The sequence below is a fragment of the Hydrogenophaga sp. genome (assembly GCF_022844385.1).
In the GTDB taxonomy this organism is placed as follows: domain Bacteria; phylum Pseudomonadota; class Gammaproteobacteria; order Burkholderiales; family Burkholderiaceae_C; genus Hydrogenophaga.
Genome location: NZ_JALHLX010000103.1, coordinates 1 through 12,887 on the forward strand (window position 1 = coordinate 1; position 12,887 = coordinate 12,887).

The following is a 12,887-nucleotide window of genomic DNA, read 5'->3' on the forward strand; positions in this document are numbered from 1 at the left end:
TTTGCCTCGGAAGGCACGGGCGGCTCGCTGCCCTATGAAAGCTGGTTGACGAACCTGCGCAATTCCGTCACCGGCCCCGTGGCCTTCGCGCTGTCGATCATCGGCATCGTGATCGCGGGCGGCGTGCTGATCTTCGGCGGCGATCTGAATGGCTTCTTCCGCACGCTGATTTTCCTCGTCCTGGTGATGGCCCTCCTGGTCGGCGCGCAGAACGTGATGAGCACCTTCTTCGGCCGTGGCGCTGAGATTGCTGCGCTGGGCGATGCCGTGATGCACCAGCTCAAGGCCGCATCGGTTCTGACCAACAGCGTCCGCACGGTCTAACGATGGCCCTCCGCACGATCCCCATTCGTCGCGCCGGGAACCGAGACAACCTGTTCATGGGTGGGGATCGTGAACTGGTGATGTTTTCGGGTCTTCTGGCCTTCGCGCTGATTTTCAGCGCCCAAGAACTGAGGGCAACGGTGATCGGGCTTCTGCTGTGGTTCGGTGCGCTCTTCGCGTGCCGGCTCATGGCGAAGTCCGATCCCAAGCTGCGCTTCGTGTACCTGCGTCACCGTAAGTACAAGGGGTACTACCCAGCGCGCAGCACGCCTTTCCGACTGAACCCGAATAGCCAAGGGAAGCAATACAAATGATCGAAGCAATCGCAATTGGCATCGCGGCGCTCGGTGCCTTGCTGCTGCTCATCCTGTTCGCTCGCATCCGAGCCGTCGATGCGGAATTGAAGCTCAAAAAGCATCGTTCCAAGGACGCCGGCCTGGCCGATCTACTCAACTACGCCGCCATGGTCGATGACGGCGTGATCGTGGGTAAGAACGGGTCGTTCATCGCCTCTTGGCTCTACAAGGGCGACGACAACGCAAGCAGCACCGATGAACAGCGGGAAATGGTGTCGTTCCGCATCAATCAGGCGCTCGCGGGCCTGGGTAACGGCTGGATGCTCCACGTCGATGCCGTGCGCCGGCCGGCACCCAACTACACCGAAACGGGCCTTTCGCATTTCCCTGATCCGGTGTCGGCCGCCATGGACGAAGAGCGCCGCCGACTCTTCGAGGGCCTGGGCACGATGTACGAGGGCTATTTCATCGTCACGATGACCTACTTTCCGCCGCTTCTGGCGCAAAGCAAGTTCGTTGAACTGATGTTCGATGACGAAGCGAAGACCCCCGGCAACAAGGCCCGCACGCAAGGCTTGATCGACTACTTCAAGCGCGAATGCACCAGCATCGAATCGCGCCTGTCGTCGGCCGTCAAGCTGCAGCGCCTGCGTGGGAACAAGGTGGTGAACGAAGACGGCTCCACGGTCACGCATGACGATCTGCTGCGGTGGCTGCAGTTCTGCATCACGGGCATGGATCACCCTGTGCTGCTGCCCAGCAACCCGATGTACCTGGATGCCGTGATCGGCGGCCAGGAGCTGTTCGGCGGCGTGGTGCCCAAGATCGGCCGCAAGTTCGTCCAGGTCGTCGCCATCGAGGGCTTTCCTCTGGAGTCAACACCGGGAGTCTTGACCGCCCTGGGCGAGCTGCCCGTCGAATACCGCTGGTCGAGCCGCTTCATCTTCATGGACTCGCACGAGGCCGTGAAGCACCTGGACAAGTTCCGCAAGAAGTGGAAGCAAAAAATCCGTGGATTCTTCGACCAGGTGTTCAACACCAATACCGGCTCGGTGGACCAGGACGCCATGTCCATGGTGAACGATGCCGAGTCTGCGATTGCCGAGGTCAATAGCGGCCTGGTCGCGGTGGGTTACTACACCAGCGTCGTCGTCCTGATGGACGAAGACCGCGAAAAGCTGGAAACCTCTGCACGCCAGGTAGAAAAGGCCATCAACCGCCTGGGCTTCGCTGCGCGGATCGAGACAATCAACACGCTGGACGCCTACCTGGGAAGCCTTCCGGGCCACGGCGTGGAGAACGTTCGCCGCCCGCTCATCAACACGATGAACCTGGCCGATCTGCTGCCGACAAGCACGATCTGGACGGGCCTCAACAAAGCGCCTTGCCCGATGTATCCGCCGCTGTCGCCGGCACTCATGCATTGCGTGACGCACGGTGCCACGCCGTTCCGTCTCAACCTGCATGTGCGCGACCTGGGCCACACCTTCATGTTCGGTCCCACGGGTGCCGGCAAGTCAACGCACCTTGCGTTGATCGCGGCGCAGCTCCGTCGCTATCAAGGCATGTCGATCTACGCCTTCGACAAAGGCATGTCCATGTACCCCTTGGCCAAGGCCACGGGCGGCAAGCACTTCACCGTGGCGGCCGATGACGACAAGCTGGCCTTCTGCCCTCTGCAGTTCCTGGAGTCGAAGAGTGATCGGGCTTGGGCGATGGAGTGGATCGACACGATCCTTGCGCTGAACAACGTGGAAACCACCCCGGCGCAACGCAATGAGATCGGGAACGCGATCATGAGCATGCACGCCAGCGGAGCGCGCACGCTGTCCGAATTCAGCGTGACGATCCAGGATGAAGCGATCCGCGAGGCGATCCGGCAGTACACGGTGGACGGCAACATGGGCCATCTGCTCGATGCCGAAGAAGATGGTTTGTCGCTCACCGACTTCACCGTTTTTGAAATCGAAGAGCTGATGAACCTGGGCGAGAAATACGCCCTGCCGACGCTGCTCTACCTGTTCCGCCGCATCGAGCGCAGCCTGAAAGGCCAGCCGGCCGTCATCATCCTGGACGAAGCCTGGCTGATGCTGGGACACCCGGCGTTCCGCGCCAAGATTCGGGAATGGCTCAAGGTGCTGCGCAAGGCGAACTGCCTGGTGCTCATGGCAACGCAGAGCCTTTCCGACGCGGCGAACTCGGGCATCTTGGACGTGATCGTGGAATCGACCGCAACCAAGATCTTCCTGCCCAACGTGTACGCCCGCGATGAGGACACGGCGGCGCTCTATCGCCGCATGGGCCTCAACGCTCGCCAGATTGAGATTCTGGCTACGGCCATTCCGAAGCGGCAGTACTACTACGTTTCCGAGAACGGTCGGCGACTCTACGACCTGGCTCTAGGCCCGCTGGCCCTGGCGTTCGTCGGCGCGTCCGACAAGGAATCCGTGGCGGCTATCAAGAGCCTCGAAACCAAGTTCGGCGATGCCTGGGTGCATGAATGGCTCGCCGGCCGCAATTTGAAACTTTCTGACTATGGGGTGGCAGCATGAGCTTTGCAGACACGATCAAGGGCTTGATTTTCAAGAAGCCCGCACAGCCGGCTGATCCCCGGCGCGCACCGGATTCGGTGATGGAAGGTGGCCGACGCAGGGGCGAGGTCGAAAACCCGTACCTGGCGGCACGCCGCACCTGGAATGAACACGTTGGCGCGGTCGTCTCGTCGCGCCAGACCTGGCAGGTTGTCGGCATTCTGTCGTTGTTGATCGTCCTGGCCGCCGTGGGCGGGTTGATCCACATTGGCAGTCAATCGAAGTTCGTGCCCTACGTGGTCGAGGTAGACAAGCTCGGCCAGGCGGTGGCCGTCGCGCCGGCACAGCGGGCCGCTGCAGTCGATCAGCGCGTGGTGCACGCCTCGGTGGCCTCGTTCGTCAGCGATGCCCGCTTGGTGACGCCTGACGTGGCCTTGCAGCGCAAGGCCGTGTTCCGGCTCTACTCGATGCTTTCGGCCAACGATCCGGCCACGGCCAAGACCAATGAATGGTTGAACGGCAGCGAGGACAGCAGCCCGTTCAAGCGCGCCGCGAAGGAAACGGTCAGCACCGAAATTCTCTCGGTGATCCCGCAGACACCCGACACCTGGCAAGTGGACTGGATGGAGACGACACGCGACCGGCAGGGCGTCGTGAAGGGCCTGCCGGTCCGCATGCGGGCCTTGGTCACGGTCTACACCGTCGCCACCACTCCAAACACCACGGAAGAGCAAGTGCGCAACAACCCGCTTGGCATCTACGTCCGTGACTTCTCTTGGTCGAAACAGCTTTAAGGGGCAACACTCATGAACAAGTATCTTCTCGCTTTGGTCCTGGGCGCTGCGCCCGCATTCGCACTCGCTGCAGGACCGGCCGGCCCGGCTGACAAGAACCTGGCCGACCTCTATTTCTCCAAAGACAACCCGACGCTGACGCCGCAGGAAAAAGCGGCCGTCGCCATCGCTCAGAAGTGGCGCGACAACAGCGCGACGGGCATCAAGCCGGTGGCCGGCGCCGATGGCTCGATCCGCTTCCTGTTCGGTGCGCAGCAGCCCAGCATCGTGTGCGCAGTGCTGCAGGTCTGCGATGTGGAGCTGCAGCCCGGTGAACAGGTCAACTCGATCCACCTGGGCGACACCGCCCGGTGGACGGTCGAGCCGGCCATCACGGGCAGCGGCCCGGCCGAAGTGCAGCACCTCATCATCAAGCCGATGGACGTGGGCCTGGAAACGTCGCTGATCGTCACCACGAACCGGCGCACGTATCACCTGCGGCTGCGCTCGCATCGCACGGAGTTCATGCCCCGTGTGGCGTTCACCTACACGGAAGACGCAATGGCGAAGTGGGACGCCATCAAGACCCGCGAAGTGAAGGAAAAGCAGTCGCGCACGATCCCGCAAACCGGCGAGTACCTGGGCGATCTGAACTTTGCCTATGACGTGTCGGGATCGGCCGCCTGGAAGCCCTTGCGCGTCTACAACGATGGGACCAAAACCATCATCCAGATGCCCAGCACGATGCAGCAGACGGAAGCGCCGACGCTCCTGGTCGTTCGCAAGGATGGCGGCGTTTTCACGGATGAAGAAACCGTGATGGTCAATTACCGCGTGCAGGGTGACCGCTACATCGTGGACACGGTTTTCGACAAGGCCGTGCTGATTGCCGGCGTCGGCAGCAGCCAAGACCGCGTGACCATCACCAGGGGGAAATAACCATGCGCAAGACCGCTTTCCTCGCGCTGCTCGTGGTCGGCCTGGCCGGCTGCGCCACCACTGCGCCATCCACCTACGGCAACTTCACGCAAAGCGCGCCTGCAGCCTTCAATCAAACGATGGCTGATGACGCCGTGAAGCAGCTCGTTGCCGTGTACCCGCCCGCAAGCACCCGGTTCGATCTGCAGCACGCCACGCCGGATGCCTTCGGCTCTTCGCTGGTCGAGTCGCTGCGCGCCAAGGGCTATGCCCTCTTGGAGTTCAAACCGGCCGCGCCGGCCTCGGCCGCATCGGCGGCCACGGACGCCACGGCGACCGCTGGCAAACCGCTGCGGTACATCCTCGATCAAGCTGAATCGAACCTGTACCGCGTGACCCTGCTGGTGGGCAACCAGTCATTGACCCGCGCTTACTCGGCTGCACAGAACGGCACTCTGTACCCGGCCGGCGCGTGGGTTCGGAAGGAGTAACGCACATGAGCGAAGACCAAATGTCGCCTGACGCTTCCCCTGGGGAAGTGACAAAGAAGACCGGCGTTCGCCGCGTCAACAATCTGCCGGTCTACATCATCGGCGGCCTGATGGGCGTGTTCCTGCTGGTCATGGTGTTGGTGGCTGCGGATCGCGCAGCCCAGCAGAACCGGCCGGCCGGTGCGAAGGACGAAAAGGCTGGCAACACCAGCATGTTCGCCAACGAGATTGCCGGCAACCAGAAGGACGGGATCATTCAGGCCGAGCGGCCAGCACCGCCCACGGTGCCCGACCTCTCGCAGCCGCAAGGCCAGGCCATCGACGTTGCCCGCCCGGACAACCTGGACGCGCCGCCGACGCCACCGACCAGCGCAAGCCTGGATGACCGTGTCAACAACGACGAAATGCAGCGCGTCCGCATGGCGAAGATGCAGCAGCTCGAAGAGGCCATCAAGGCAAAGACGGGCGTGCGGGGTATCGCTCCGCGCAGCTCGGGATCGACGCCTGGCGGCCTGACGGATGGCGCAGCGCCGGCCACCCGCGAGGAAGCGTTAGCCCGACTGGCGGCCGTGCGCCAGCAGATCGACGCGCAGACCCGCGACGACCCCACGGCGGCCTACAGAGCGCGCATGCAGCAGCTTCAAGCCGGTGGGGTAGGGGGTATGTCCGGGGGAGGCGTTTCGGCGGCTCCTAGGCTCCTGCAAACGGCCGGCTCCAGCTCGTCGGGGAGCAAGGACTATTCGCAGTTCGCCAACTCCGGGCAGGAAGACCGCTGGAAGCTCGATTCCAAGCCCGAAGCGCCACGCTCGCCGTATGAGCTGCGCGCCGGTTTCGTCGTGCCCGCCACGCTGATTTCAGGCATCAACTCCGATTTGCCCGGTCAGATCATGGCCCAGGTGAGCCAGGACGTGTTCGACACGCCCACCGGCAAATGGAAGCTGATTCCTCAAGGCTCGCGCCTTGTGGGTCGGTACTCCAGTGATGTGGCATACGGCCAATCCCGCGTGCTGATTGCCTGGCAACGCATCGTCTTCCCGGATGGCAAGGCAATGGATATTGGTTCGATGCCTGGTGCGGACAGCGCCGGTTATGCGGGCTTCAATGACCAGGTGAACAACCACTATTTCCGGCTGTTCGCATCGGCATTCCTCATGTCTGGCGTGACGGCGGGTATCACCATGAGCCAGAACCAGGACCAGCAGAACAACGGCAATCGGCAGACGGCCAGCGGCGCACTTAGCGAAGCGTTGGGCCAGCAGCTCGGCCTTGTCACCGCTCAGTTGATTTCCAAAAACATGAACATTGCCCCGACCCTCGAAATTCGTCCGGGCTACCGTTTTAACGTCATCGTCACCAAGGACATGACGTTTTCCAAGCCGTACCAGGCGTTCGACTATTAACCCAAAGGAGAAAGCGAAATGAAGATGCTCACTAAGAAAGTTTTAGCGGCTAAAGTCGCTTTGGTTTTTGCACTTACTGCCCCTGGCGTGATGACCCCGGCGCAGGCCGGCATCCCGGTTATCGACGGTGCGAATCTGACGCAAACCGTCATGTCGGCGGTGGAGAACGTTGCGCAGACGCTCAAGCAAATTGAGCAGTACCGCACCCAGCTCCAGCAGTACGAAAACATGATCCAGAACACGGTCGCACCGGCCGCGTATATCTGGGATCAGGCCACGTCCACGATGAACCAGCTTCGCGGGGCCATCGACACGTTGAACTACTACAAGAACCAGGCGGGCAGCCTCGACGGCTACCTGTCGAAGTTCCAGGACGTGTCCTATTACCGCTCGTCCCCATGCTTCAACATCGGTTGCACGAAGGCTGAATTCGACGCCATGAAACAGGCTTCCAACAAGCTGAATTCGGAAGCTCAGAAGAAGGCCAACGATGCGCTGTTCAAAGGCTTGGACAAGCAGCAGGACGCAATGGAATCCGATGCGCGCCAATTGCAACGCCTGCAATCTTCCGCGCAGGGAGCCACCGGCCAGATGCAGGCCATCGGCTTTGCAAACCAGCTCGCCAGCAACCAGGCAAACCAGCTCCTGCAGATTCGCGGCCTGTTGATCGCGCAACAGAACGCGGTCGCCACGCGCAACCAGGTGATTGCAGACAGAGAGGCGCAAGAGGCCGCTGCTGCCGAAAACTTGCGCAAGGGCGAGTACCGCGCTAGCCCTGCGCGCACTTGGTAAGGGCTGCTCGATGAAGACCAACAAGGTTCTTACCTTGGCCCTGGCCGCCCTCGTGGCGGCCTTGGTCGCCGGCTGCGGCGAAAAGCCTGCAGAACAACCGGCCAAGCAAGCCATGCCCGAAGTCAACGATGAGAACTGCAAGCCCGCGAGCGTTGCCAAGATCGAAGACAAGGGCGCGCAGCAAGCGTTTTCGTCGCTGTGCCTGCGCCGTGGTGGCGGTTTCAAACCCAGCGAAAAGAAAGAATGGTGAGGTTGTGACTATGAGAATGCCAGCCGTATTCAAGAACGCCGGCCTGCTGTTTGTTTTGCTGTGGCTGGCGTTCTTTTCCATTGAGGCGCAAGCGGCTATCGACAATGCCGGCGTCTTAGATAACGTCCTCAACCGCTATTCGGCTGCCGCCAGTGGTTGGGCCGGCTTCATCACGGCCCGGGCCACCTGGTTGTTTTGGACGCTCGCAGTGATTTCGATGGTGTGGACGTTTGGCTTCATGGCCTTGCGCAAGGCCGATATTGGCGAGTTCTATGCGGAGTTCATCCGCTTCACCATCTTCACCGGCTTCTTCTGGTGGCTGCTCACGAACGGGCCGAATTTCGCCACCGACATCATGAGTTCGCTGCGCACCATCGCAGGCAGTGCAAGCGGCACCGGCTCGACGCTGACGCCCTCCGGGATCGTTGATATTGGTTTCGACATTTTCTTTAAGGTGCTCGATCAGTCTTCGGTGTGGTCGCCTGTCGATAGCGCGGCCGGCATCCTCATCAGCGCGGCGATTCTCATCATCCTGGCGTTGATCGGCGTGAATATGTTGCTGCTCCTGGTGAGCGGCTGGATATTGGCCTATGCCGGCGTTTTCTTTCTCGGCTTCGGTGGATCGCGGTGGACTTCGGACATGGCGATCAACTACTACAAGACCGTCCTGAACATCGCCGCGCAGCTCTTCACGATGGTTCTGCTCGTCGGCATCGGCAAGTCGTTTGTCGATCAGTATTACAACGCCATGAGCGCCGGCATCAGCCTCAAGGAATTAGGCGTGATGATGATTGTCGCGGTCGTGCTGCTGGCGTTGGTAAACAAGCTGCCGTCGATGGTCGGCGGCCTGGCGATGGGTGGAGGCGCGCACGCCCTCGGCGGCGGCTTCGGTGCCGGCGCAGCGATGGGTGCGGCAGCAGTAGCGGGTGCGGCAATCGCCACGGGCGGCGCAGCGATTGCGGCCGGCGCGGCCAGCGCGGCCGGTGGCGCGCAAGCCCTCATGGCGGCCTACAGCAAAGCGTCTGCGGCATCCAGCGAGGGCGGCGGCGGTGGTGGCATGGGCGACACGATGGGCGGCGTCGCTATGGCCGCTGCAGGCCCTGGCGGCGGCAGCTCTGGCGGTGGCAGCGTCTTCGCGGGCATGGACACCGGCAGCAGCTCGGGCAGCGGCTCGGGCAGCGGCTCAAGTGGCTCCAGTGGCTCGGGCGGTGGCTTCGGTGGTGGTGCCTCCGAAGGCGGCAGCTCGGGCGGCAAGAGCAGCGCGCCGGCAGGCGAGGGCAAGGACTCGGGCGGTGGCGCGGCACCTGGTGCCGAAGGGAAGGCCGACGCAGGCGGCAAGGCCGCAGGTTCTGACGCCAAGGGAGGGGGGCAGGGCACTGGCCTGGCACCTGGCGAACAACGCTCCACCGGCAGCATGTTGGGCCGTGCGGCGGCCATTGCTGCGGGCACTGCGGGCAACCTGGCGCAAGGCTCCTGGGACGTGGCGAAAGCCAAGGCCGCGAGCATGCGCGAGTCGGCTCTTGATCGCATCAGCGAAACCACGGGCGGAAAGATCGCAGCCGCGATCAGGGCGCAGGACGCGGCAGCGCCGGCAGACCTGTCCACTCCCGCACCGGCACCCAGCAGCGCCGCGCAGGCCTCGACGGCCGCGACGGCCTTCAACGACAACGAACTGTCTGCAGGCAAGGGCCAGGCAGAAACCCCCGTCGCGCCCGAAGTGGCCGACTTCATGAATCGCAATTCCAAAACCTCGTAACTGCAAAGGAGCATCAACCATGCAACGCAAAAACCTCATCGCCTCGGCCGCTCTTGCGGTGGCCGCCTTCGGTGCGATTCCAGCCACTGCCAGCGCGCAGGAAATCCTCACGGGCGATACCCGCCTGGCCTGCGAAGCGATCTTGTGCCTTGCCACTGGCACCCAGCCCAGCGAATGCACGCCTTCGCTGCGCCGCTATTTCAGCATTTCGTACCGCAAGCTGTCGGACACGATCCGGGGCCGCGTCAACTTCCTGAACCTGTGTCCCGTCGCCAATCAAACGCCGCAAATGTCGGCCCTGGTCAACGCGCAGGCCAACGGTGCCGGCCGGTGCGATGCCGCGTCCCTGAACGCCGTGCTGCGTTCGTGGACGGGTTCCGACGATGGCATGGTGTACGTCAGCAACCAGATGCCCAGCTACTGCACCGCCTACACGACGCACGCCTACACGGACTTCTCGGGCACGGTGCCGCGCTATGTGGGGATTCCTGAGCGGGGAGGGTATTGGGTCGAGGCGCGGGACTATGACCGCGCCCTGGCCGAATACAACGCCCGCATCAAGGCCGAAGACGAAGAGCGCCGCCGCGCCAGTTGGGGCGGCGGTGGCAACTAAGGGAGCCTGAACCATGTCTTTCATCGATCTCCCGCCCCAGCTTCAAGAGCGCGTCATCTGCTCGATTTCGGCCGCCGTCAAATACGAAGTGCCGGCGAACATCGTTCTTGCGGTCGCGGAGAAAGAAGGCGGCAAGCCGGGCCAGTGGGTGAAGAACACGAACGGCACGCATGACGTGGGCCCGATGCAGTTCAACACCCTGTACCTGGGCGACCTGGCGAAGTACGGCATTACGGCAAACGACGTGGCAGCGGCTGGCTGCTACTCGTTTGACCTGGCGGCCTGGCGGCTGCGGCAACACATCCGCAAGGACAAGGGCGACTTGTGGACGCGGGCGGCTAACTACCACTCGCGCACCCCCCAATTCAACGTGGTCTATCGCGCCGACCTGATGCGCAGGGCAGTCAAGTGGGCCGATTGGCTCGATGCGCGTTTCGTTACCCGCGACGTGACGAAGCCCGGCGCAACCCCTTCGACGCAGGTAGCCGTTCAAGCGGTCGCTCCGACCGCGCCAGTGGTATCGAAGCCGGCCCCTGCAGCGGTCCCGCAGGCAGCGCCTGCAGGGCCTTGGAGCACTGCCAGCTACGTGCCTCGAAAGCTCATCATCAACGGCCAGTGAGGCCGTTTTTTTAGCGGATAAAAACATGGACTTTCACGCCTTCATGAAGCGGTACACCCTCGGCCTTTTCGGTGTCATCAAGAGCTATTGCGATTGGGCCGAGTCGCAGGCCAAGAGCCAGGGCGATTTACTGCTGCTTGCCTGCGGACCGCTGCTCCTGCTCGGCCTGGTGCTCTGGTCGCTGCCGGCATGGATCGGCAAGACCATTGCGCTGATCCTGCTCGCGCCCGTGCTGTATCTCGCCTTCGTCGCCCTCCAGCACTACAGCCGGCGAGGTGGCCGCAAGTGAGGTTGCCGCGCCTGGTCGTCGCTGATGGATCGGTCGAAGCGTTGAAGTGGCTCGCGCTGCTGCTCATGACCGGCGATCACGTCAACAAGTACCTGTTCAATGGCACGGTGCCGCTGCTGTTCAACGCGGGTCGCCTGGCGCTGCCGATCTTCTGCTTTGTCCTGGCGTACAACCTGGCTCGGCCGGATACGCTGCAGCGCGGCGTCTATCGCCGCACCTTGAAGCGCCTGGCCCTCTTCGGCCTTGCCGCCACCCCTGCATTCCTCGCCTTGGGCGGCCTGTGGGCCGGCTGGTGGCCGCTGAACGTGATGTTCACGCTGCTGGCCGCAACGGCCGTGCTCTTCCTCATCGACCAGGGAGGCCGTCCGCGCCTGGTTGCCGCTGCCGCCGTGTTCCTCGTCGCCGGCAGCTCGGTCGAATACTGGTGGCCGGCGCTCTCGATCTGCCTGGCTGTCTGGTGGTACTGCAGGAAGCCATCGGTGCCGGCGCTCGCGCTGCTGCTGGCGTCCTGCGCCGCGCTGTGGTTCATCAACGGCAATTTTTGGGCGTTGGCGGCGCTCCCCGTGGTCGCCGCGGCTGCGCACGTCGATGTGCGCCTGCCCCGGCTGCGGTGGGCGTTTTACGCCTACTACCCCCTGCACCTGGTCGCGCTTTGGCTCATCCGAATCCCGATGAGCAAGGCCGGCTACCTCTTTTTCTGATTGGAGCGTGTTCATGTTCAAACCGTGCCTGCTGGCCCTCTCTGCTGCCTTCCTGGTGGCCGCGCAAAGCGCATCGGCCCAGCCGATGACCGAATACGGCAGGCCGGTCCTGTCGGGTGTCTTCGTGTCCTTCCCCCATGGCGGCACGGCCTTCCGGCCCACGGCACGGCAGGAAGCGGAATTGCTCAACGCGAAGGATGCCGACCTGGTGACGATCAAGGGACGCACCAGCACACTCAAGCCGAGCGCGCAGGATGAATCGCTGGCCCTTGCTCGGGCACTGTCGGCGCGCTCCTATCTCATCGCACGCGGCGTTTCGCCGTTGAAGATCGTCGTCAACTTCGCATCTGCTGCAGACTTCATCGCGGACAACTCGACTCCAGAAGGCCGGCTTGAGAACCAGCGCGTGGAAGTTGAACTTGTCTTCGTGGGCAACTGACATGGCGCGCTTGGCTCGCCTGGTCGCGCTGGTCCTGTGCATCGCTGCAGGACAGGCACACGCCGATTTCGCGGGCCGCGTCGTCGGCGTTCTCGATGGTGATACGGTGGATGTGTTGGTGGATCGCACGCCGATCCGCACGCGCCTGGCTGAGATTGACGCCCCCGAGAAGGCGCAAGCCTTCGGCACCAGGTCAAGGCAGGCGCTTGCTGCGGCGGTGTTCCAGAAGTCGGTCTACGTGCGATCGGCGTCCGTCGATCGCTACGGCCGCGCGATCGGCACGCTGTTGGTGGACGGCCGCAGTGTCAACCGCATGATGGTGGAACAGGGCATGGCCTGGGTGTATCGGGCCTACCTGGTGGATCGGTCGCTGCTCGACGTCGAAGCAGCGGCACGCGCTGGGCGGGTCGGCCTGTGGGCCGATCCGCACGCGGTCGCGCCCTGGGAGTGGCGCGCAGAAAAAAGAAAGGGATGGGACGCCAAGTGAAATTCACCGACGAACAGAAGCACAAGGAAACGCTGGCCGTGCTCGAGAACGTTCTCGACTACCTGCAGCGTCTTCCCTCGGTGCCGGCCACCACGGCCATGTGCGAGAAGATCAAGGCCCACATGGACAAGCCGGCGCAGCGCCTGGTCGCCGACTCCAAGCGCGAGCTGATAGGCATGTGGATCACGCCGGCCGGCAAGCGCATGTT

16 protein-coding genes and 1 pseudogene are annotated in these 12,887 nt (G+C 63.0%); all 17 read left to right on the forward strand.

What is annotated here, in order from left to right:
- Positions 1–324, forward strand: a 324-nt coding sequence (gene trbC / locus Q0C59_RS14940; RefSeq protein ID WP_291216769.1) for an IncP-type conjugal transfer pilin TrbC, incomplete at its 5' end; no start/stop codon positions are given.
- Positions 325–326: 2 nt separating this feature from the next.
- The gene (locus tag Q0C59_RS14945) at positions 327–638 is read left to right on the forward strand and encodes a conjugal transfer protein TrbD (protein ID WP_011171720.1); all 312 of its coding nucleotides are present in this window, start codon (positions 327–329) and stop codon (positions 636–638) included.
- Entirely contained in the window at positions 635–3,172 is a 2,538-nt protein-coding gene (locus Q0C59_RS14950) for a VirB4 family type IV secretion/conjugal transfer ATPase (RefSeq protein ID WP_291216776.1), read from the forward strand. The genes Q0C59_RS14945 and Q0C59_RS14950 overlap by 4 nt, the downstream gene beginning before the upstream one ends.
- Positions 3,169–3,945, forward strand: a complete 777-nt coding sequence (locus tag Q0C59_RS14955) for a conjugal transfer protein TrbF (protein ID WP_015063521.1) — start codon at positions 3,169–3,171, stop codon at positions 3,943–3,945. Before Q0C59_RS14950 ends, Q0C59_RS14955 begins: the two co-directional genes overlap by 4 nt.
- 12 nt (positions 3,946–3,957) lie before the next feature.
- Positions 3,958–4,863, forward strand: a complete 906-nt coding sequence (gene trbG / locus Q0C59_RS14960; RefSeq protein WP_291216781.1) for a P-type conjugative transfer protein TrbG — start codon at positions 3,958–3,960, stop codon at positions 4,861–4,863.
- Between the two features lie 2 nt (positions 4,864–4,865).
- Positions 4,866–5,333, forward strand: a complete 468-nt coding sequence (locus Q0C59_RS14965; protein WP_046977527.1) for a conjugal transfer protein TrbH — start codon at positions 4,866–4,868, stop codon at positions 5,331–5,333.
- A gap of 5 nt (positions 5,334–5,338) precedes the next feature.
- Complete coding sequence (locus Q0C59_RS14970) at positions 5,339–6,733, forward strand: TrbI/VirB10 family protein (protein ID WP_291216788.1); 1,395 nt, start codon at positions 5,339–5,341, stop codon at positions 6,731–6,733.
- Positions 6,734–6,757: 24 nt separating this feature from the next.
- Positions 6,758–7,525 (forward strand): P-type conjugative transfer protein TrbJ, encoded by a 768-nt coding sequence (trbJ, locus tag Q0C59_RS14975; protein WP_291216802.1) that lies wholly within the window; start codon positions 6,758–6,760, stop codon positions 7,523–7,525.
- Between the two features lie 10 nt (positions 7,526–7,535).
- Entirely contained in the window at positions 7,536–7,775 is a 240-nt protein-coding gene (gene trbK, locus Q0C59_RS14980; RefSeq protein WP_031944010.1) for an entry exclusion lipoprotein TrbK, read from the forward strand.
- A 10-nt stretch (positions 7,776–7,785) separates the two neighbouring features.
- Positions 7,786–9,531: a P-type conjugative transfer protein TrbL gene (trbL, locus tag Q0C59_RS14985; protein WP_407066565.1), complete on the forward strand. Its 1,746-nt coding sequence runs from the start codon at positions 7,786–7,788 to the stop codon at positions 9,529–9,531.
- Positions 9,532–9,550: 19 nt separating this feature from the next.
- Positions 9,551–10,144, forward strand: coding sequence for a TrbM/KikA/MpfK family conjugal transfer protein (locus tag Q0C59_RS14990; RefSeq protein ID WP_015063527.1), 594 nt, complete (start codon positions 9,551–9,553; stop codon positions 10,142–10,144).
- Positions 10,145–10,157: 13 nt separating this feature from the next.
- Positions 10,158–10,763, forward strand: a complete 606-nt coding sequence (locus Q0C59_RS14995; RefSeq protein ID WP_046977530.1) for a transglycosylase SLT domain-containing protein — start codon at positions 10,158–10,160, stop codon at positions 10,761–10,763.
- Between the two features lie 25 nt (positions 10,764–10,788).
- Positions 10,789–11,052, forward strand: coding sequence for a hypothetical protein (locus Q0C59_RS15000; protein ID WP_046977531.1), 264 nt, complete (start codon positions 10,789–10,791; stop codon positions 11,050–11,052).
- Positions 11,049–11,753, forward strand: coding sequence for a TraX family protein (locus Q0C59_RS15005; protein ID WP_249027502.1), 705 nt, complete (start codon positions 11,049–11,051; stop codon positions 11,751–11,753). Before Q0C59_RS15000 ends, Q0C59_RS15005 begins: the two co-directional genes overlap by 4 nt.
- 13 nt (positions 11,754–11,766) lie before the next feature.
- A complete protein-coding gene (locus Q0C59_RS15010; protein ID WP_053057113.1) occupies positions 11,767–12,192 on the forward strand; it encodes an OmpA family protein in 426 nt (141 codons plus the stop codon).
- 1 nt (position 12,193) lies between these two features.
- Positions 12,194–12,679, forward strand: coding sequence for a thermonuclease family protein (locus Q0C59_RS15015; RefSeq protein ID WP_015063510.1), 486 nt, complete (start codon positions 12,194–12,196; stop codon positions 12,677–12,679).
- A pseudogene (locus Q0C59_RS15020) lies at positions 12,664–12,887 on the forward strand (hypothetical protein); the annotation flags it as partial. The gene Q0C59_RS15015 and the pseudogene Q0C59_RS15020, both read left to right, overlap by 16 nt.

Bases quoted from the DNA above. Each gene is read 5' to 3' on its own strand.
- Q0C59_RS14945 (WP_011171720.1), top strand. From the start codon at position 327: ATGGCCCTCCGCACGATCCCCATTCGTCGCGCCGGGAACCGAGACAAC.
- Q0C59_RS14950 (WP_291216776.1), top strand. From the start codon at position 635: ATGATCGAAGCAATCGCAATTGGCATCGCGGCGCTCGGTGCCTTGCTG.
- Q0C59_RS14955 (WP_015063521.1), top strand. From the start codon at position 3,169: ATGAGCTTTGCAGACACGATCAAGGGCTTGATTTTCAAGAAGCCCGCA.
- trbG (WP_291216781.1), top strand. From the start codon at position 3,958: ATGAACAAGTATCTTCTCGCTTTGGTCCTGGGCGCTGCGCCCGCATTC.
- Q0C59_RS14965 (WP_046977527.1), top strand. From the start codon at position 4,866: ATGCGCAAGACCGCTTTCCTCGCGCTGCTCGTGGTCGGCCTGGCCGGC.
- Q0C59_RS14970 (WP_291216788.1), top strand. From the start codon at position 5,339: ATGAGCGAAGACCAAATGTCGCCTGACGCTTCCCCTGGGGAAGTGACA.
- trbJ (WP_291216802.1), top strand. From the start codon at position 6,758: ATGCTCACTAAGAAAGTTTTAGCGGCTAAAGTCGCTTTGGTTTTTGCA.
- trbK (WP_031944010.1), top strand. From the start codon at position 7,536: ATGAAGACCAACAAGGTTCTTACCTTGGCCCTGGCCGCCCTCGTGGCG.
- trbL (WP_407066565.1), top strand. From the start codon at position 7,786: ATGAGAATGCCAGCCGTATTCAAGAACGCCGGCCTGCTGTTTGTTTTG.
- Q0C59_RS14990 (WP_015063527.1), top strand. From the start codon at position 9,551: ATGCAACGCAAAAACCTCATCGCCTCGGCCGCTCTTGCGGTGGCCGCC.
- Q0C59_RS14995 (WP_046977530.1), top strand. From the start codon at position 10,158: ATGTCTTTCATCGATCTCCCGCCCCAGCTTCAAGAGCGCGTCATCTGC.
- Q0C59_RS15000 (WP_046977531.1), top strand. From the start codon at position 10,789: ATGGACTTTCACGCCTTCATGAAGCGGTACACCCTCGGCCTTTTCGGT.
- Q0C59_RS15010 (WP_053057113.1), top strand. From the start codon at position 11,767: ATGTTCAAACCGTGCCTGCTGGCCCTCTCTGCTGCCTTCCTGGTGGCC.
- Q0C59_RS15015 (WP_015063510.1), top strand. From the start codon at position 12,194: ATGGCGCGCTTGGCTCGCCTGGTCGCGCTGGTCCTGTGCATCGCTGCA.